This is a genomic window from Pseudoflavonifractor sp. MSJ-37 (genome assembly GCF_018917965.1).
Taxonomy (GTDB): domain Bacteria; phylum Bacillota; class Clostridia; order Oscillospirales; family Oscillospiraceae; genus Pseudoflavonifractor_A.
In genome coordinates this window covers 1,183,030-1,200,822 of sequence record NZ_JAHLPP010000001.1, presented here as the reverse complement: position 1 = coordinate 1,200,822, position 17,793 = coordinate 1,183,030, and the positions used below count along the sequence as shown (strand labels likewise).

Annotated in this window: 19 protein-coding genes and 1 tRNA gene; 7 read left to right on the top strand and 13 right to left on the bottom strand. The window is 56.4% G+C overall.

Annotated features, from left to right (window positions below):
* Positions 1-176: 176 nt before the first annotated feature.
* Positions 177-539 carry a helix-turn-helix domain-containing protein gene (locus KQI12_RS05690; RefSeq protein ID WP_371817966.1) on the bottom strand — a complete coding sequence of 121 codons (363 nt, stop codon included), beginning with the start codon at positions 537-539 and terminating at the stop codon, positions 177-179.
* Between the two features lie 206 nt (positions 540-745).
* On the opposite strand from KQI12_RS05690, the gene KQI12_RS05685 reads away from it, so the two are divergent.
* From KQI12_RS05685 to KQI12_RS05660, 6 genes are all read left to right on the top strand, one after another.
* The gene (locus KQI12_RS05685) at positions 746-1,411 is read left to right on the top strand and encodes a response regulator transcription factor (protein WP_117456766.1); all 666 of its coding nucleotides are present in this window, start codon (positions 746-748) and stop codon (positions 1,409-1,411) included.
* 76 nt (positions 1,412-1,487) lie between these two features.
* Positions 1,488-2,846 (top strand): cell wall metabolism sensor histidine kinase WalK, encoded by a 1,359-nt coding sequence (locus KQI12_RS05680; RefSeq protein ID WP_216571252.1) that lies wholly within the window; start codon positions 1,488-1,490, stop codon positions 2,844-2,846.
* A gap of 97 nt (positions 2,847-2,943) precedes the next feature.
* Positions 2,944-3,480, top strand: coding sequence for a hypothetical protein (locus tag KQI12_RS05675; RefSeq protein ID WP_118626340.1), 537 nt, complete (start codon positions 2,944-2,946; stop codon positions 3,478-3,480).
* A 469-nt stretch (positions 3,481-3,949) separates the two neighbouring features.
* Positions 3,950-4,372 carry an RNA polymerase sigma factor gene (locus KQI12_RS05670; RefSeq protein WP_216571250.1) on the top strand — a complete coding sequence of 141 codons (423 nt, stop codon included), beginning with the start codon at positions 3,950-3,952 and terminating at the stop codon, positions 4,370-4,372.
* A 260-nt stretch (positions 4,373-4,632) separates the two neighbouring features.
* Positions 4,633-4,776, top strand: a complete 144-nt coding sequence (locus KQI12_RS05665; protein WP_165860255.1) for a hypothetical protein — start codon at positions 4,633-4,635, stop codon at positions 4,774-4,776.
* A 92-nt stretch (positions 4,777-4,868) separates the two neighbouring features.
* On the top strand, positions 4,869-6,578 hold the full coding sequence (locus tag KQI12_RS05660) for a recombinase family protein (RefSeq protein WP_216571248.1): 1,710 nt from the start codon (positions 4,869-4,871) through the stop codon (positions 6,576-6,578).
* Positions 6,579-6,646: 68 nt separating this feature from the next.
* On the opposite strand, the gene KQI12_RS05655 is transcribed toward KQI12_RS05660, so the two are convergent.
* From KQI12_RS05655 to KQI12_RS05605, 11 genes are all read right to left on the bottom strand, one after another.
* Positions 6,647-6,723 (bottom strand) — tRNA-Pro (locus KQI12_RS05655).
* 542 nt (positions 6,724-7,265) lie between these two features.
* A complete protein-coding gene (locus KQI12_RS05650) occupies positions 7,266-7,691 on the bottom strand; it encodes a flavodoxin (RefSeq protein WP_216571246.1) in 426 nt (141 codons plus the stop codon).
* A 32-nt stretch (positions 7,692-7,723) separates the two neighbouring features.
* Positions 7,724-8,311, bottom strand: a complete 588-nt coding sequence (locus KQI12_RS05645; RefSeq protein ID WP_216571244.1) for a DUF3793 family protein — start codon at positions 8,309-8,311, stop codon at positions 7,724-7,726.
* Positions 8,312-8,578: 267 nt separating this feature from the next.
* Positions 8,579-10,207: a phosphoenolpyruvate--protein phosphotransferase gene (gene ptsP, locus KQI12_RS05640; RefSeq protein ID WP_216571242.1), complete on the bottom strand. Its 1,629-nt coding sequence runs from the start codon at positions 10,205-10,207 to the stop codon at positions 8,579-8,581.
* 105 nt (positions 10,208-10,312) lie between these two features.
* Positions 10,313-11,164: a PTS system mannose/fructose/sorbose family transporter subunit IID gene (locus KQI12_RS05635; RefSeq protein WP_216571239.1), complete on the bottom strand. Its 852-nt coding sequence runs from the start codon at positions 11,162-11,164 to the stop codon at positions 10,313-10,315.
* Positions 11,154-11,912: a PTS sugar transporter subunit IIC gene (locus tag KQI12_RS05630; protein ID WP_216571237.1), complete on the bottom strand. Its 759-nt coding sequence runs from the start codon at positions 11,910-11,912 to the stop codon at positions 11,154-11,156. The genes KQI12_RS05635 and KQI12_RS05630 overlap by 11 nt, the downstream gene beginning before the upstream one ends.
* A gap of 123 nt (positions 11,913-12,035) precedes the next feature.
* Positions 12,036-12,509, bottom strand: coding sequence for a PTS sugar transporter subunit IIB (locus KQI12_RS05625; protein WP_216571235.1), 474 nt, complete (start codon positions 12,507-12,509; stop codon positions 12,036-12,038).
* Positions 12,506-12,919 (bottom strand): PTS sugar transporter subunit IIA, encoded by a 414-nt coding sequence (locus KQI12_RS05620; protein WP_216571233.1) that lies wholly within the window; start codon positions 12,917-12,919, stop codon positions 12,506-12,508. Before KQI12_RS05620 ends, KQI12_RS05625 begins: the two co-directional genes overlap by 4 nt.
* 39 nt (positions 12,920-12,958) lie before the next feature.
* Positions 12,959-13,996, bottom strand: a complete 1,038-nt coding sequence (locus KQI12_RS05615) for a zinc-binding dehydrogenase (RefSeq protein ID WP_216571231.1) — start codon at positions 13,994-13,996, stop codon at positions 12,959-12,961.
* A 37-nt stretch (positions 13,997-14,033) separates the two neighbouring features.
* The gene (locus tag KQI12_RS05610) at positions 14,034-14,807 is read right to left on the bottom strand and encodes a class I fructose-bisphosphate aldolase (RefSeq protein ID WP_216571229.1); all 774 of its coding nucleotides are present in this window, start codon (positions 14,805-14,807) and stop codon (positions 14,034-14,036) included.
* Positions 14,808-14,863: 56 nt separating this feature from the next.
* Positions 14,864-15,121, bottom strand: coding sequence for an HPr family phosphocarrier protein (locus KQI12_RS05605; protein WP_216571228.1), 258 nt, complete (start codon positions 15,119-15,121; stop codon positions 14,864-14,866).
* A gap of 269 nt (positions 15,122-15,390) precedes the next feature.
* On the opposite strand from KQI12_RS05605, the gene KQI12_RS05600 reads away from it, so the two are divergent.
* A complete protein-coding gene (locus KQI12_RS05600; RefSeq protein WP_216571226.1) occupies positions 15,391-17,067 on the top strand; it encodes a PucR family transcriptional regulator in 1,677 nt (558 codons plus the stop codon).
* A gap of 202 nt (positions 17,068-17,269) precedes the next feature.
* Here KQI12_RS05600 and KQI12_RS05595 read toward each other — a convergent pair whose 3' ends face one another.
* On the bottom strand, positions 17,270-17,536 hold the full coding sequence (locus KQI12_RS05595) for a zinc-ribbon domain containing protein (protein ID WP_216571224.1): 267 nt from the start codon (positions 17,534-17,536) through the stop codon (positions 17,270-17,272).
* Positions 17,537-17,793: the final 257 nt, after the last annotated feature.

Sequence of the window (17,793 nt, the reverse complement as noted above, 5' to 3'; positions counted from 1 at the left end):
ACGCTGACAAATTACTTTGGGACAAAATGTCCCAAAGCCGGGTTTGGGGAGGCTCCCCAACAAGCGTTTTTGCAGCCCGCCGGGATGCAAAAATAGCAAGTGTGGCTACACTTGCCCTGCTTGCCGTTAGTGCGTCCCCCGGAACCCCCACGAAAAAACGGAGGCAGCGCCGTTTCTTACGCTCCCTCCGTTTCTCTGGCTTTTTGTATTCCCTCTGCGGTGGCTTCCATGATCGTCAATTCATTCTCGTCCATTGAGTTTAGCATCCTGTCAATATGCTGGCGGCAGTCGCTTTCGCCATTCTGCCTGTCAGGATAGAAAAACTGGTCTACGGAAATGTCCAACAGGGTGACGATTTGGTAAAAGGTGTTCAGGCTCGGATGCTGACCACGATTCTCAAAATACATAATGGAACGAGGTGTACGATCAACGAGCTGCGCGAGGTATTCCTGTGTCCAGCCTTTGGCTTCTCGTTTGCGTTTGATCTCCCGGCCTAAAGCATGAAAATCAAGCCGCCTTTCGTCTTGGTACATTCTCATATCACCCATATATTATTTTACATTTCAGGTCTTGCTATGAGAACGAAACATAGTTTTATGTTTTAGTAGTATTTTATTTTACCGGCGTATTCAGCAACGACATTGATAGATTGAAAGAATGGCGGTAAAATAAATGCGGATAAAATTTGAGACTCCATAATAGATACATATTTCTCTGCTATACTTGAAAAGTTGGAGGTGGAACAATGCAGAAGATTTTAATTGTCGAGGACGATATTGACATTCAGGATATATTGAAAAACCATCTGATTGATGCGGGATATGAAGTTGCTGTTGCTTCTGACGGCGTGGCGGGGATTGCAATGTTTGATGATACAATCGACCTTTTGCTGTTAGACATCATGCTCCCTAAAATCGACGGCTATGGTGTGTGTGAGGTCATTCGCAAAAGGTCACAAGTCCCTATTATTATGCTTACTGCGCTTTCGGATGAAGAAAACCAGTTGCGGGGTTTTGAACAGCAGATTGACGATTACATTCCAAAGCCCTTTTCGCCCAAAATCCTGCTGTGCAAGATTGCGGCTATTCTTCGCCGTAGGACTGTGGAAAATCAAAATCAATCCCTGCTTACTTATAAAGAGTTGAGTATGGATGTTGATGGATTCCATGTATATCAAGGCGGAAACGAGGTTGTTTTGACCAGCAAAGAGTTTGCGCTTCTTAGGCTTATGCTTGAAAATCAGGGAAAGGTCTTTACTCGGCAAATGCTACTTGACCGATTGTGGGCGGACGATTTGGAGGTCGAAGATCGGATCGTTGATAGTCACATAAAGAACATTCGCAAAAAGTTAAATGCTGACTATATAAAAACAATTAGAGGGGTGGGATACAGAATTGATAAGGAAAATTAAAACGAGCCTAACGGCAAAGCTCTTTTTAGCGACAACGGTTCTTTTGATTTTGGTATGTTTGCTTTCTGTTTTCAGTATGGCGAGATATATTCCCCAAACTTATAGCAATCGTCTTAGCGCAGAATTGCAAAAGCAAGCAAATGATTTAGTGCCAGTATTGGAACAGGCTGATTCCTTAGAGGAATGTTATTCCCTTGTTCAGCAATTTGCCGCACAGACGAAAGCAACTGCCTATATTGAAGATGGGCATGGAGATATTTTATATTCAAGCGATGAATTGACGATAACAACGGACAAGGATTCTGTTGCTACAATTCAAGAACATTCTGATAGCGGAATCGTCACAGATGACGAGCTGCTGACAGAGGCCGGTTATGTGTTCAGCCTGTTAGGGCAGGACTATACTCTTTATGTGCAAAGTGATACGGTGTCCGTCAATCAGGCAACAGAAGCGATTTGGCAAACCGTTCCGCTGGTCATATTGGGAATTTTCTTCATGTCCATCTTGCTTTCCGTCATTTACTCACGCTATATAACAAAACCGATTATTGAATTAAGCAGTACATCGCAAAAAATGGCCCAGCTCGATTTTGAGCTGCACGGAAATTCTAACCGTTCAGACGAGATAGGAATACTCTCGGACAGCTTGAATACTTTGTCAGATAATTTACAGCATACATTGGAAGAACTGAAAAAAAGCAATTCCGAGTTAGAGGCCGAAATATCAAAAGAGCGAGAACTTGAAAAAAAGCAACAGGAATTTTTCTCGGCGGCATCACATGAACTGAAAACGCCTTTGACAATTCTGAAAGGCCATTTAATGGGGATGCTCAATAAGGTCAAAGGATATGAAAATCAAGAGGCGTATATGGAACGGTCGTTGGCCGTTGTTGAAAAAATGGAAACATTAGTGAAAGAACTGCTCTATGTATCTAAAACAGACGGAAAACAGAGAACAGAATATAAGACGATTGATTTTGCAGAGCTTCTTCGGGTACAAATAGCTGATGTGACCGATTTGCTGTCTGAAAAAGAAATCTCCCTTTCCGTGGATATTCCTGACAAAATCCTGTGTGATGCAGACCCGGCACAGATGGAACGAGCCATTCAAAATGTTTTGGTAAATGCCATTCGCTACTCACCGAATGGCGAGGCAATCTATATATCCTTATCGAACGATAAAAATACCGTTTCCTGCAAAGTTGAAAATACAGGCGTCCATATTCCAGAGGAAATGATACCCCATCTATTTGAAGCATTTTACAGAGCGGATACCTCCCGTAATCGTAATACTGGGGGAACAGGCTTAGGACTTTATATCGTCCGCAAAATCATGGAACTGCACCACGCAAAATATGGTATCCAAAACACAAGCAGAGGTGTGGTGTTCTGGCTTGAAATGCCGCAAGAAAGAGGTGCTATCAACTCCATCTAAACTCCATATTCCTTGCAAACTATATCCAAATCATTTTGTTATCTTATAGCTGTCCTCAAGAGGACAGCTATAATTTTTGAAAGCGAGGCAAAGCAAAATGGTAAAAGCCAAATTCGGAGCATTGGCTCTGACGGTATTGATGGGACTGGGTGCAGTAAGTCCATTGCATGGGGTCACAGAAGCTCATGCGCTAAACGCACCTGTTGCCAATTCTGCACAGCAGAAAACGGTCGTGTCCACAACGGATGATTCCGATGGCGTTATGAGCTACAAGGACAAGGAGAGCGGAAAGACCTTTGTCAGCGAGGACAATGGCGCAAGCTGGATGTCCGAAGAAGATTATAATAACAGCCATCCCGCAATCAACTACGAGTGGTGGACTTATGACGAGTACAAGGAATGGCTGGAACAGGAAAAGAAAACTCTTCAGGAAATGGCCGACGAGCACGCAATGGCCGAAACCAGCGAGGGCTCTTTCGAGTGGACGCAGGAAATGACAGACCAGTACATTGCCGAATATGAGCAGACCCTGGAGGACATCAAAAATGGGCTTCTCGTATCTAAGTCTGTGAATGGGGACGATGAGTGCATGACAACTTTCAATCCTAATTGGGTAGGCAGCACTACCGACTAACAGCCTATCATGTTGATTTAGAAACTGCCACACGACGGCAAAAGAAAAAAAGCCGTCGTACAGCAGCCATATCGACACGCCCATTTGAAGCGGCGGCTTTGATTTTCAGAGCCGCCGTTTCTTTGCGCCTACACACAAACCAATGACGACCCATTGAAACTGTAAAGACACGGTGGCCTATGGAGGTATCGCCGTGTCCATTTTTGCTTTCTGTAATCCCCCTAATACTCTGCGGTCAAAAAAAGCCCATGCCCCGCAACGGAGTATTCCGGACGCGAACATGAAATAAATAAGTACAATAATAACGGTAATATTTCGTGCGTCCGCATAGCGTCATGCTGTGCGGGCGTTTTTATATGCCCGCACCTTGGGACAATTTGTCCCAAAGCAGCCAGTCCCGGCTGTCGATCCCCGCCGCTCCTCCGTTCTGTTCACCCATCCACACATGAACTGAATGGAGGAAATACAAATGACGACCATCAATCTGAAGGACTTTTACGCTTGGTACACCCATGATGAATACATCGAAGTTTCCGATGAAGTGGCCGCCGAGCTGAAGGTGGACAAGCTGTATGAGGCAGCCCATCAGCGGCGCACGACCCGCAACAAGGCGCAGTATTCCCTCGACTGTGACGATGGGATCGAATACTTGGCCTGCCTGCATGAGCCGACCCCGCAGGAGCTTCTGGAGCGCATGGAGCTGTTCGTTCACCTCTGGAACGCCCTCAACTCTCTGCCGGAGGTGCAGGGCATCCGGGTGGAGGCGCATCTGATCCTCGGCAAGAGCTACCGCCAGATCGCCCGGGAGCAGGGCGTGGACAAGAGCGCCGTTCGCCATTCCGTCAAAAGCGGCAAGGCGGCCATGAGAAAATATTTGAAAAAATTTCTCTAAGGGTATCTCCATTTGCACGATTTTTGTCCTTGGTATATGAGAGGTAGTTTTCACCTCTCCGCAGCAAAGTAGTTGATGCTCCGTCACGGATCGTCGCTGTCCGCTGTGAGGGAGCGCCGCATTGAATATGAGCTGTCTTATGACAGGCCAACAGGAGCGGGTGCGGCGCTCCCAACTGTCAAAAACACCTTGAGACATTTCGTCCCAAGGTTATAAGGTAGAACTATGATTTTATTTTGCATCTGTGAAAGGAGGACGCCATGACTGAAAAACCCGCTGCGGAAGAATATGTGTACCATATCGGAAAAATCCGCTTCATCGTCACGCCTGTTTACAAGGAAACGGGAGAGCTGATGCGTGACATCCTTTTGAAGCTGATGCTGGCCGACTTGGAGCCGGTATAACCCCATCGACATCCTTAACATGGGCGGTCAGGCGAGGTATAATATAGTCAGGATGAATGACCTCTTGCTTGACTGCCGGAGAGGAGGTTTATATGAAACAGTCAAGCAAAAAACATGAACTCGGCACCGCCGCCCTCTACTGTCGGCTGAGCCGTGACGATAATATGGACAGCGAGTCCAACAGCATCCAAAATCAGCGGAAGATACTCCAAAAGGCCGCCAAGGACAAGGGGTACACCGACACGGTTTTCTTTGTAGACGATGGCATCACTGGAACGACCATGAAGCGTCCCGGATTTCAGAAAATGCTGACCGCTATCGAGGCCGGGTACATCTCGGCGGTGTTCGTCAAAGACCTTTCACGGCTGGGGCGCAACTACATTGAGGTCGGCAAGCTGACCGAGGAATTTTTCCCGCTTCACGATATACGGCTGGTGGCCGTTTCCGACGGTGTAGACAGCGACGAGGGCGAGGACGATTTTACTCCGTTCAAGAACATTATGAACGAGTATTACGCCAAGGACATTTCCAAGAAGCGCCGGATCGTGAACAAGATGAAAGGCAATGCGGGCGTTCCGCTCTCTCCGCCACCCTACGGTTATATTAAAAACCCGGACGATCCCCGCTTTTGGGTGGTAGAGCCGGAGGCCGCCGAGGTGGTGCGCCGGATCTACCGCATGGCGCTGGAGGGGTACGGGCTGGCAGAAACGGCAGCACAGCTTGCCGCCGATGGTGTGGTCAATCCCACCTATTACTGGCGCAGCCGTGGGACAAGCCGGGGCGGGTCAAAAAGTACCGTGGAGCCTACCAAGTGGGGGCATACCACCGTCAAGAAGATCCTCACCTTGCAGGAATATTGCGGCGATGTCATCAACTTCAAAAGCTACTCCAAGTCCTACAAGATGAAAAAGCGGATCGAGAACCCGGAGGAAAACCGGGCTATTTTCCTCAATGTCCATGAAGCTATCATTGACCGCCAGACTTGGGAAAAGGTGCAGGCGCTCCAAAAAGGGACACGCCGCAAAAAGCCCACGGTCACACAGGAGCCCAGCGTATTCTCCGGCTTGCTGAAATGCCCGGAGTGCGGCGGCAACCTCAATTTCCACTTCAACCAGAACAACCACGACATCAAGTTTTTCAGTTGCCAAAATCACAACTCCGGTTATCGCAAGTGCAGCAAAACGCATTATATCCGGCTGGACTTCTTGGAGCAAGTCGTTTTGTATGAGGTCAAGCGGCTGGCCTGCTTCGCCAGCGAATACGAAAATGACTTTATCAAGGCCATGATCGGACGCTCAGCAAAGGTTGCGGAAAATACCGCGCTCCGCAAGCGGCGGGAGCTGGACGCTCTGACCGCCCGTGACCGGGAACTGGATATGCTCTTTGAACGGCTCTATGAGGACAATGTGGCGGGCAAGATCGACGATGCCCGGTTTGCCAAAATGTCCAAACGCTATGAACAGGAGCAGGGCGAGAACGCCAAGAAGATCAAGGCGCTGCGGCTGGAACTGAAAAAGGACGAAAGCAAGCGCATGGACATTGACGATTTCCTTGAAACGGTGCGGCGGTACACAGACGCAACCACCATTACAAAGCGTATGGTCGCAGAGCTGATCGACCACATTGAGGTGTACCACGCTGAAAAGCAGGACGGCGTTACCAATCAGCGTGTCGTGATCTACTACAACTGCATCGGTGCCTTTGATGTGCCGGATCGCCGGAAGATCCCGGAGGCCGACATTATCATGGAAACGAGAAAAGGCGTAGCACTCAGCTACGCCCCGGAACAGGTTGCAGTATGAACTTTTCAGGAAATAAAAAAGCAGAGTGTCCATTACAGGATACTCAGATCCTATAAGGACACTCTGCATGGTCCGAGTGACTGGATTCGAACCAGCGGCCTCTTGAACCCCATTCAAGCGCGATACCAAACTTCGCCACACCCGGATATCTTATCCTATTTTTACCGCCTCACTTGAGACAGCTCATTAAATATACCACATCATTCGCTGTTTGACAAGCCCTATTTCCCAAAAATTTTCCGATCTGGTCGGTGAGCGTGTACCTCCAGGGGAGAGCGGTGGAGGATCATGGGAGCCGCGGCGGGGACGTGCGGAGCCGTTCCCGAGGACACAGCAGAATCCCCCGGTGCGCCCAACACCGGGGGATTCCCTGTCATTTGCTGCTTGGAGAAAAGAGATTTGTTAGGTATAGACCGAAGGAGGATGCGCGGAACGGACGAACCGAAGCCCATGGATCGTCCGCTCCGAGTGTCCCACTTGGGATCTGGAGCCTGGGATCTTGGAAGGAGGTCCCAGGCGGCGGGGTCTCAGACCGCCGCCCGGTATCCTTCACGCAGAGTTTGGAGAAAGGTTTGGAGAAAAGTGTAGAGTTTAGGAGATTTGGAGAAAGGTTCGGAGAATAAGAGAAAAGTTTGGAGAAAAGGAAGGGAGAAGTGAGACCTTTTTTATGTGAGATCGGAGGGAGGCTCAGGCCTTCGCCAGCGCTTCGCCCAAAGCGCGGCACTGAGCCAGGCCATCGTCATCCGGAGTCTCATTGATCATGAGGCCGTCCTGACAGAGCTGGACGCCGGCGTTCTCGGCACGCTCCTGCCAATCGCGCATCCACTGACCGTCGCCCCAGCCGTAGGAGCCGAACAGAGCGACCTTCTTGCCGCCCAACTTGGGTTCGAGCTCGGTGTAGAAGGGCTCGAATTCGCTCTCCTCCAGTACCTCGGAGCCCATAGCGGGGCAGCCCAGCGCCAGGCCGTCATAAGCGGAAGCGGCGGCAGCGTCGATATCGGAGACAGAGAAGATGGACACGTCAGCGCCCGTACCCTTCGCGCCCTCGGCCACGGCGTTGGCCATAGCCTCAGTGTTGCCGGAACCGGTCCAATAGATAACAGCGATTTTCATGTCAAGATGACCTCCTTTGATATGGATGACACTCATGCAGCCTTGCGGGGGACTGCCCCCAGGAGCCAAAGCAGACGGCGGCCCGACCGGAGTCCCCGGCACAGAGTCTCGCGGGAACGGTCGAAGCGGCGGAAGCAGCGCTTAGCGTATTCCACATCGCCGTAGACCTTCCAGTAGCCGCACAGCCGGCAGCTATCCCCGCCCAGAGCCAGGAACCCGAGCACATCGGCCAGGGGGTAGCCCAGGAACAGCCCTACCTCATGGGGGAACCCATCGCCTCCGGATACCCGGCGGCGCAGTTCCAGGATCATAGCGTCCAGCCCATCCTCGACCGGATAGCCGCACCGCTCCAGGAACCGCCGGACGGCGGGAGGAGCGAGACGCTCTTCCAGAAGCTCCGGCCGATAGACCAGAAGGAGGACCCGGCGGCGGCATCGGCAAAGGGGGAGGAGCCGGATGCCCACAGCGGAGAGTCCACGGTCATAGGTCGTCAGAAGACCGGCCAGAGAGGGATGCTCGGTCAGGGAGAGGGAGACCAGGTTGGCGGGCGCCACGCCGGTCAGCGCAGGCGCACAGTGGAGCGCGAGCGTCTGCTCGAACGCGGCGGCTTGAGGATGCATGGTGACACTCCTTTACGGCGGTTAGCATTTACTAACCTGCGGTGGAAGAAAAATGGGGCCTTGCACCCCGCGCTTTTCGTTCCTGCTAGTTAGTTCTTGCTAACTGCAAAGAAAGAATAACACAGCAGACCCAGCATGTCAATAGGAAATTTGAAAAAAGCCTATTGAATTTTCCGGACACCTTCCCGCCGCCCAAACGGCGTGAAAAGGCCCGTCCTCCCGGGTGTTCCTGGGGGACGGGCGCAGGTGTTCCGAAGGGGAGACAGGTCACAGGGCCTCGATCACACAGACCTTGGCCCGGATGCGCAGGATGGAGGCGGGGCTCATGGAGAGCTCATCGATGCCCATCCGCAGGAAGGTCTCGGTGAGGGACGGGTCGCCGCCCAACTCGCCGCAGATGCCGATCCAGATGCCCTCCGCGTGGGCGTTCTGGGCGGCCATGTGGATGAGGGACAGCACAGCCGTATGGTCCGGGTCGTCGAACTGGGCCACGGCGCTGTTCTGACGGTCCAGAGCCAGCGTGTACTGAGTCAGATCGTTGGTGCCCACGCTGAAGAAGTCTACCTCGCGGGCCAGCTCCCGGCTCAGGAGGGCGGCGGCGGGGGTCTCGATCATGATGCCCAGCTCCACATCGGGAGAGAAGGGGATGCCCTCCGCGGTCAGCTCGTCCCGGACCTGGGCGGCAATCGTCTTGATCTGCCGGACCTCGCGGGGATGGGTGATCATGGGGAACATGATAGCCAGTTTCCCGTAGACAGAGGCCCGGTACAAGGCCCGGAGCTGGGTGCGGAACACTTCCGGACGGGTGAGGCAGATCCGGATGGCCCGCAGGCCCATGGCTGGGTTCTCCTCATGGGGGAGCTGGAAGTAGTCGGCCTGCTTGTCCGCGCCGATGTCCAGGGTGCGGATCACCACCCGCTTGCCGCCCATGCGCTGGAGCACGTCCTTGTAAGCGGCGAACTGGGTCTCCTCGTCGGGGTAGTCCGACCGCTGGAGATAGAGGAACTCACTGCGGAAGAGACCGATGCCCTCGGCGTCGCCCTCCAGAGCGGCGTCCACATCGCCGGGGCCGCCCACATTGGCGCAGAGCTCGATGGAATGGCCGTCCTTGGTCCGGCTGGCCTTGCCCCGGTAGGCCTCAGCCAGAGCGTCTTCATTGCGCAGGGCATCCTGACGGTCCAGGAACAGGGCGTGGGTGTCCGCATCCGGCTCCAGGATGACCTCGCCGGTGGAGCCGTCCACTGCCGCCTCACAGCCGGCGGTGAGCTGTTCCAGCGCTTCTCCCAGGCCCACTACTGCCGGGATGCCCATCGTGCGGGCGAAGATGGCAGTGTGGGAGTTGGAGGAGCCTCCAGCGGTGACGAAGGCCAGGACCTTGCTCCGGTCCAGACGGGCGGTCTCGCTGGGGGCCAGGTCGTCGGCGGCTAGGATGGCGGGGGAGGCGAAGTCCAAGGTCTCCTCGTCCCGGCCAGTGAGGATCCGGATGAGCCGGGCGGACACGTCCAGCACATCGGCGGAGCGGGCCTGCATATAGGCGTCATCCATAGCGGCGAAGGCGGCGGCGGCCTCCTGGCCGGCCTCCTGGACGGCATAAGGGGCGCAGACGGACTCGTCCCGGATGTGCTGTTCCATGCTGTCGCAGAAGTCCGGGTCCTCCAGCATCATCTGGTGGATCTGGAAGAGCAGGGCGTTGGCCTCTCCCAAAGATCCCAAGGTGTCCTGATAGAGCGTCTCCAATTGGGCGGAGGCCTTCTCCCTGGCGGCCTCCAGCCTGGCGAGCTCGCCTTCGATATCGGCGATGGGGACGGGCTCCACCGCGGGCTGCTGCCGTTCATACCGGCGGATGGGTCCAAGCGCGATGCCCCGGCTGACGCCCTGACCATGCAGCTCGATCATAGCGGTCACTTCCTCTCGGATATATGGATGATAGTCGGGGCACGATGCCCCTGGGAAGGAAAAGGCCGGACAACGCGATGCGCTGTCCGGCCTCGACTTGGATGCTTAGAAGATGCCGACCAGACCGCCGACGAAGCAGATGACGATGATGCCGAGCATGATCTGGATAGAGGTGAACTTCTCCTTGCGCAGGAGGGCGTACACGCCCAGCGTCACCGCCAGGGGAAGCAGGTTGGGCATGATGGCGTCGAAGAGCTGTGCCTGGAGGTCGAAGGCCTCATCTCCGATGTTGAAGGCAATCGCGGTCTTCAGGGAGACGGAGGTGGCGATCAGGCCGCCCATGACGGTACATCCCAAGATGCCCGCCGCGCCGATGATCTGCTTCATGCGGCCGCCGGCCAGCATGGAGGTGATGGCGCTGCTGCCGAGAGAGTAGCCCTTCATCCAGCAGTTGTAGGCGATCAGCATCAGAGCCAGGGGGATACCAATCAGGACCAGCAGGGGCCCGAACAGGTTGCCGGTCTGGCCGAAGCTGATGCCCAGAGCCACGATCAGGGGGATGATGACGCCCTGGTCCAGCGCGTCGCCGATGCCGGCGAAGGGACCCATCATGCCGGTCTTGACGGCGTTGATGGCCTCGTCGCTGATCTCAGCGCCATTGGCGCGCTCCTCCTCCATGGAGATCACGGCGCCGTGGATGACCGTGCCCACGTTGGGGTTGGTATTGAAGAAGGTCAGGTGGCGCTGGAGGCCGGCGACCCGGTCCTCCTTGTTGGGATAGAGCTTCTCAATGATGGGGGCCATGCAGGCGGCGAAGGCGCCGCCCTGCATCCGCTCGTAGTTGTAGTTGGCGTGAGAGAAGAACTGCCACAGCCAGTAAGACTTCTGGACGTCCTTTTTGGTGAGTTTCATGCGCTTCTCTTCCTGGACCGCGCTGTTTTCCACGTTAGCCGCCATAGCTCGCATCCTCCTTCTTGTTCAACTGCAGATAGATGAGGGAAAAAGCCAGACCGAACAGGGCCACGCCCACGATGCTGACGGAGAAGTAGGAGACCAGCAGGAAACCGATCAGCAGGAAGGGGAGAGTCTCGCCCTTCAGGATGGCGCGCAGGTTCAGGCCGATGCCCAGAGCAGGCAGGACGCCGCCCACCACGTTCAGGGCGTTCAGGATGTTGGTGCCCTGGATCACGTTCAGGAAGCTCTCCATCAGAGGCACACCGGCCATCAGGATGACCATAGCCACGATGAGCTTCAGCACCAGCATCATCAGGTTGCTGGGCAGCCAGTTCATGAGGATGACGCCCTTCGCGTCGCCCTTGGCGGCGTAGGAGTCAGCCCAGTGGACGAAGAAGGAGTCGATGGTCATCTTGCCGACCCACCAGATGGTGCCCAGCAGGCCCAGAGGGACCGCGATGGCCAGAGCCACTTCCGTGCTGACACCGGTCGCGAGAGCCAGCGCGGTGCCGATGTAGCCGGCGATCGCCATGTCGGAAGGCATGGAACCGCCCACGTTCAGGTGGCCGAGATAGATGAGGTTGATCGTGGCGCCGATGATGGTGCCGGTCACGGGATCGCCCATGACCAGACCGGTCAGGAAACCGGCGACGATGGGACGCTGAAGGCAATAATAACCTTCACCGAAGAACCAGGGGGCATCGGAGAGATAGTACAACAATCCGATGATCAGGGCTTGCAGCCAACTCATAAACAATTACCTCCTCTTTTCGTTCCGTTGTGTTCCAGCGGGATATCTAAAAAGGCACGCCCGGAAGGGCCGCGCCTGTCCGCTCACAGGCAGGGGATGGAAGGTGTTTTTCAGGGGGACGGATCAGAGCTTCACTTTGTCGATCTCGATGCACTTGCCGTCGGGCACGATCTGGCAGAAGACCCGCACGCCCTTGGCGGCGATGGCCTTGAGCTGGTCCAGCTCAGCGGGGGAGACCTGGATGTTGCGGAGGATCATCTTGCGGCCGGCCACGAAGCCCATGCCGCCCAGGTTCAGCTCCTTCATCTCCACGCCGCCGTCCAGCAGCTTCTGCATCACCTCGGGGGTCTTGGCCAGGACGATGGTGCGCAGCTCCGGCGGGTCGTTCTTGATGGCCTCCAGAGCCTGCTCCACCGTGAAGATGGAGACATCGTAGTCCTTGGGGACGGCCATCTTCATGACCTGACACAGGAACTGGTCCTTGGCGGTGTTGTCGTCCACCACGAAGATCCGGGTGGCCTGATAGACCTTGCTCCAGCCGGTCATCACCTGGCCATGGATCAGGCGGTCATCGATGCGGTAGAATACGACGCTCATACGGTTCCCTCTCTTTCTGCGATCACATCATCGGCGCTGACGAAGCCCGTGCGGCCCGCCTCGACAGCGGCGGCGATCAGCTCGCCGGCATCCATCTCCTCCCGGAGAGTCAGGACCTCCAGAAAGGCCGGCAGGCTGACGCCGGACAGAGCGTGGACATGGTGCTTCATCACCATGAGCATGGCGGTGTTGGACGGGGTGCCGCTGGGCAGGTCCGCCAGGATCAGGGTGTGGTCCGGGTCGCCGAAGTCGGCGATGGCTTTCTCCAGCTTGGCGGCGAAGGTGTCCACCGTATCTCCGGGATAGAGGCCGAAGACCTCCAGCCGCTCCTGGGGTCCCAGGATCATCTCCGCGGCTTCCCGCATACCGGCGGCCAGTCCGCCGTGGCTGATCAGGATCAAATCGATCAAAACGTCTCGTTCCTTTCCTCTTGGGATCTCTTGGCCCGGTCAGTCCCGGCTCAGGTCGATCAGGACCCGGTAGGTCTCAGGACTGGAGGCCCGCTCGAAGGCCTTCTGGCACTCGGTCAGGTCATAGCGCTCCGTGATGAAGGGGGCCACATCGATCAGGTGGTAGCCCAGCAGACGGGAGGCGGTCCAGAAGTTCTTGGCGGTGGGGCTGTAAGAGCCGGTGATGCTCTTCTCGCTGTAATGGATCTTATTGGGGTCGATTTGGATCGGTCCGCTGGGATGGAAGGATCCGTAGTAGACCATGCGGCCCCGCTTGGCCAGCGCGTCCAGGTAGGTCTGCGCCAGAGGCAGGACGTTGACGGTATAGAAGCACACATGCGCGCCGCGGCCGCCGGTCTGCTCCAGGATCATCTGTACGGGATCGCCCTTGGTGGGATCCAGGACCACGTCGGCCCCCATCTTTTTGGCCATCTCCCGGCGGGCGGGATCGGGCTCCATCAGGATGGTACGGGCGCCGCGCTTCTTGCACAGGACGTTGTGGAGCTGGCCCATGATGCCGCCGCCCACGATGACCACGTCCTCACCGAACTCTACATGGGCCTGATCCATGCTGCCCAGGCAGCACGCCAGAGGCTCCGCGAAAGCGGCAGTGGCCAGATCGGCCTCCTTGTCAGGCAGGGCGTACACCCGCTCCGAGCCGATGGCCAGGTACTGGGCGAAGCCGCCGGTGCCGGGGATGCCGTCGAAAGTGCGCTTCTTGGCCTTGCCGGTACACTCGTTGTCGTGGCCCCGGTAGCACTGCTCGCACTGGCCGCAGCTGTCATAGGTCTTGACCACCACCCGGTCGCCCACCTGGAGTTGGGTGAGGGTGCCCTCGCCGATGGCGGCCACGGTGCCGGAGACCTCATGGCCGGGGACGAAGGGGAGCGCCACGTCGCCGCCGGTGAAGATCCGCTGTTCCCAAGTGCAGATGAGGCACTTCTCGATCCGCACCAAGACCTCGCCCTCCTTGGGGACGGGGGTGGTGATCTCCTTGACCTCGGCCTTGTAAGGCTCGGTGACGACGATCGCTTTCATTTTCTCTGGGATCATATGTAGTCTGCCCCTTTCTGGATCAGAGACCCTGGATATCGGAAGCCTTCTTGCCGTTGTGGACCAGATCCACCAGGGCGCGGGTCACGGCGGCGGGATCGGGATGCTTCCACACGTTGCGGCCGATGGCCACGCCGGCGGCGCCCACGGAGATGGCCTGCTCGATGCAGACGAAGAGGTCGGAGAGCTGGCTGGTCTTTTCGCCGCCCAGGACCACCACGGGCTGATAGGAGGCGTCGATGACCTGACGGAACTCCTCGGGGGTGCCGGCGAAGGTGGTCTTGATGATGCTGGCGCCGTACTCACAGCCGGTGCGGGCGGCCAGACGGACGTTTTCCACCGTCTTGGGGACGTCGTTGCCGAAGCCGCCGGGGAGCATCTCTGCCATGACAGGCATGCCCCAGGCACGACCCTGCGCGGACAGGTCGGCCACGTTCTTCATGCAGTCCTGCTCGGTGGGAGTGCCGGGGAAGCCGTTGCAGGCCACCGCGTCGGCGCCCACGCGGAGGGCATCCTCCACGGAGAAGAGCATCCGGGGATAGCCATTGGCGGAGCTGGGGATGGCGGAGTAGCCGCCGTCACAGCGAAGGATCAGACCCACGTCCTTCAGGATGTCCTGATATCTGTTGGCGATGCCGAAGGTAGTCAGGACAGCGTCCGCGCCGCCGGCCACGATGGCCTCCAGGATCTCGCCAGTGCGGTCCAAGGCGGGATTGACGTTCATGCCCATGCCGTGGTCCATGGCCACGATCACGGTCTTTCCATCAGGACGAAAAATCTTACCAAGACGTCTCATGCTATGTTCCTCCTATTTTCATCGTAGGGGCACGTCCGCGCCCCGTTGTGGATCGTTCACAGGATCTCGTCGCAGACCTTCTGGACCTCGGGGAACACCTGTTCCTCGTCCGGACCGTCTACGGTGAGGGTGATGGTATCGCCCTGCCGGATCCCCATGCCCATCACGGCCAGCAACCGGCTCACGTTGACCTTTTTGTCCCCCTTTTGGATCTCGATGACGGACTGGGACTGCTTGGCCAGCTTGACGAACATCCCTGCGGGACGGGCGTGCATCCCAAGCTCGTTCTTGACCTGATAGGTATACTCTTTCATGTTGTTTCACCCCGGTTTGACTAAAACGTTCCCCCATTGGAGCCTTTGCCAAAGGGTGCTTTTATTATAAATGGTGGATTTCAACAAAACAATGTGGTAGAATACCAATAATGAACAGTCAGTTTTGTAGCTTATCGACAAAGTTATACAAAGCGAATATATCATATATAGATTATATCGGTCAAAATGCCTATGATGACTTTAGAACGAAAAAGTATAACATGGAAGAAAGAATGGGAAGAAACTCCTTTTTTGGGAGCGCGGAGCGAATGGCATTGGAAGGAGAGAAGATGAGAGTGGATGGACAGAAGGCACAGACGGAACGGGAGCTCTCGTTCACACTGGAGGATCTGCTGGCGCTGAGCGCCATGGCAGGGGCAAAGCTCCTGGCTGGCGGGGAACGGCTGGACCGGCCGATCCTCCGGGCCAACGTGGTGGAGGGAGTCCATCTCTCCGAGTGGAGCCAGGCTGGTGACTGTGTGATCAGCTCCGGTTATGTGTTTCGGGGACAGGACGGCCTCCTGCTCCAGGAACTGGACGCCCTGAGCGCCGAGGGTGCGGCGGTGCTCTGTCTGAAGCCCACCCGGTTCCGGGAGGAGCTGCCGGCAGTGGTGGTCCGCCGGGCGGCGGAACTGGATCTGCCTCTGATCGAGCTGCCCATGACGGCGATCTTCGCCAACATCGTGCAGGAGAGCATGGAGGCCCTGTTCCAGCGCGAGACCCATTCCTTCCAGGTGGTGCAGGACAAGATGGAAGGCCTGCTGGGGGCCTTCATGGGCTCCGATGCCCCGGAGGCGACTCTGGCGGCGGTAGAGCGGGCGATCGCCAATCCGCTGATGATCTTCGATGAGGAGAACGAGCTCCTGATCTCCAACGAGAGCCGCCAGCTCCTGCTGGAGCCCTATCAGGACGATATCATCAAGCAGCTCTACGAACGCTCCAACGGGGACTGTCTGCTGATCCACCGGGATGGGGGACAGGTGCCGGTGCCCGTCCATTTCTTCGACATCGGCGGCCCAAGCGGCATCCGGGTCATCATCCTGGAATACTACGGACCTCTGAGCGTGGTGGACCAGCGGGTGATCGGCCGGATCAGCCACCTGCTGGCGGCGGAGATGAAGAACGCCATCGCCGTGCGGAAGATCCGACGGAAGTATAAGCAGCAGTTCGTGGAGAACTGGCTCTTCGGAGAACTGGGCGACGCGATCAACATCTGTATGTCGGCCCAGACCGACGGCTATCGGATCAGCGCGGACGCCTCCTACTGGGTGGCCATCGTCAATCTGAACACGCCCCGGAAGGATGGGGCGTTCCTTACGCAGGATGTGAACGTGATCCGTCATATCATCCGCAATCTGGACTCCAACATCATGTTCACCGTGCTGGAGGGCAAGCTGATCCTGGTGGTGGAGGCCCAAAAGGGTCGAGACGAGGCCCTGCGGGCGATCGCTCTGCTCACGGAGAAACTGGACTACATCATGGATAAGGGGGACATGAGCTTTTGCATCAGCGATCCCCATCCGATCCAGGACATCCCCAAAGCCTACCAGCAGGCCAGGACGATCAGCACGATCAGCTCCAGATGCAATATACGGGACAGCATCATCACCTATGACAAGCTGGGCGTGCTCTATCTGCTGGCCCTCCTGCCGGAGGACGAGGCGATCCGCCGGTATCAGGAGAAGTACCTGCGGCCGCTGAAGGAGTACGACGCAAGCCACCGCACCGCCCTCTATGAGAGCCTGCGGACCTATCTGGATGCGGGGTGCAACACGCAGAAAGCGGCCCAGGCCATGCACAGCCACTATAACACGGTGGTCTACCGGATCGGCCAGGTGGAGCGCCTGCTGGGCTTCCCCATCCACGACGTGGAGACCCAGCTCCAGATCCGTATCGCCTACAAGCTGGACCAGCTCCACGGAGAGGAGCCGGGGGAGAAGAGATGAAGAATGGGCAGGCGCTCTCGTTTCAAGAACGTCTGCCCGTTTTCTGCATTTTATTGTGCAAAGTGCTGGATCTTCGAAAAGCGGGCGCTTAGATGTACGTCCGCGTCCTACGAACGGCCTCTGGGAGAGGAAGGATAAAAAGCAAAAAGCCGTGCGTCCCGGGTGGGACACACGGCTTTGGAGAACGTCAGCGTGGGACGGATCAGCGGCGGAAGCAGTCGCTGCAGTACACGGGACGATCGTTCTTGGGCTCGAAGGGGACCTTGCAGGGCTTGCCGCAGTTAGCGCAGACCGCGTCGAACATCTGACGGGCAGGACGGCCGGTGTTGCCCTTGCGGGCGTCACGGCAGGGCTTGCAGCGCTGGGGCTCGTTCTGGAAGCCGCGCTCCGCGAAGAACTCCTGCTCGCCGGCGGTGAAGGTGAACTCCTGGCCGCAGTCCTTACAAACGAGAATCTTGTCCTGGAACATGAAACATACCTCTTTTTCTTGAATATAGAATTGATCGCAAACGCGGAGTTCCCTCCCCGTAGATGCCAAAAATGGAGCGCTGAAAAAAGCACCTGGAGAGTCGGAAATGGAACGATCGACTCTACAGGTGCCATCAATCACTTACATTTAGAAACCAGACTGAGTATATCAGATAAGACCGGCTCTGTCAAGGGGAGACCTTGACAAAGAAAATAAAAAATGGAGGAGAGCAGATGAGACAGGAGAACGACCGGGAT

Bases quoted from the DNA above. Each gene is read 5' to 3' on its own strand.
- KQI12_RS05665 (WP_165860255.1), top strand. From the start codon at position 4,633: ATGACTGAAAAACCCGCTGCGGAAGAATATGTGTACCATATCGGAAAA.
- KQI12_RS05670 (WP_216571250.1), top strand. From the start codon at position 3,950: ATGACGACCATCAATCTGAAGGACTTTTACGCTTGGTACACCCATGAT.
- KQI12_RS05680 (WP_216571252.1), top strand. From the start codon at position 1,488: ATGGCGAGATATATTCCCCAAACTTATAGCAATCGTCTTAGCGCAGAA.
- KQI12_RS05610 (WP_216571229.1), bottom strand. From the start codon at position 14,807: ATGAGACGTCTTGGTAAGATTTTTCGTCCTGATGGAAAGACCGTGATC.
- KQI12_RS05650 (WP_216571246.1), bottom strand. From the start codon at position 7,691: ATGAAAATCGCTGTTATCTATTGGACCGGTTCCGGCAACACTGAGGCT.
- KQI12_RS05660 (WP_216571248.1), top strand. From the start codon at position 4,869: ATGAAACAGTCAAGCAAAAAACATGAACTCGGCACCGCCGCCCTCTAC.
- KQI12_RS05690 (WP_371817966.1), bottom strand. From the start codon at position 539: ATGAGAATGTACCAAGACGAAAGGCGGCTTGATTTTCATGCTTTAGGC.
- KQI12_RS05615 (WP_216571231.1), bottom strand. From the start codon at position 13,996: ATGAAAGCGATCGTCGTCACCGAGCCTTACAAGGCCGAGGTCAAGGAG.
- KQI12_RS05600 (WP_216571226.1), top strand. From the start codon at position 15,391: ATGGCATTGGAAGGAGAGAAGATGAGAGTGGATGGACAGAAGGCACAG.
- KQI12_RS05605 (WP_216571228.1), bottom strand. From the start codon at position 15,121: ATGAAAGAGTATACCTATCAGGTCAAGAACGAGCTTGGGATGCACGCC.
- KQI12_RS05675 (WP_118626340.1), top strand. From the start codon at position 2,944: ATGGTAAAAGCCAAATTCGGAGCATTGGCTCTGACGGTATTGATGGGA.
- KQI12_RS05630 (WP_216571237.1), bottom strand. From the start codon at position 11,912: ATGAGTTGGCTGCAAGCCCTGATCATCGGATTGTTGTACTATCTCTCC.
- ptsP (WP_216571242.1), bottom strand. From the start codon at position 10,207: ATGATCGAGCTGCATGGTCAGGGCGTCAGCCGGGGCATCGCGCTTGGA.
- KQI12_RS05595 (WP_216571224.1), bottom strand. From the start codon at position 17,536: ATGTTCCAGGACAAGATTCTCGTTTGTAAGGACTGCGGCCAGGAGTTC.
- KQI12_RS05635 (WP_216571239.1), bottom strand. From the start codon at position 11,164: ATGGCGGCTAACGTGGAAAACAGCGCGGTCCAGGAAGAGAAGCGCATG.
- KQI12_RS05625 (WP_216571235.1), bottom strand. From the start codon at position 12,509: ATGAGCGTCGTATTCTACCGCATCGATGACCGCCTGATCCATGGCCAG.
- KQI12_RS05645 (WP_216571244.1), bottom strand. From the start codon at position 8,311: ATGCATCCTCAAGCCGCCGCGTTCGAGCAGACGCTCGCGCTCCACTGT.
- KQI12_RS05685 (WP_117456766.1), top strand. From the start codon at position 746: ATGCAGAAGATTTTAATTGTCGAGGACGATATTGACATTCAGGATATA.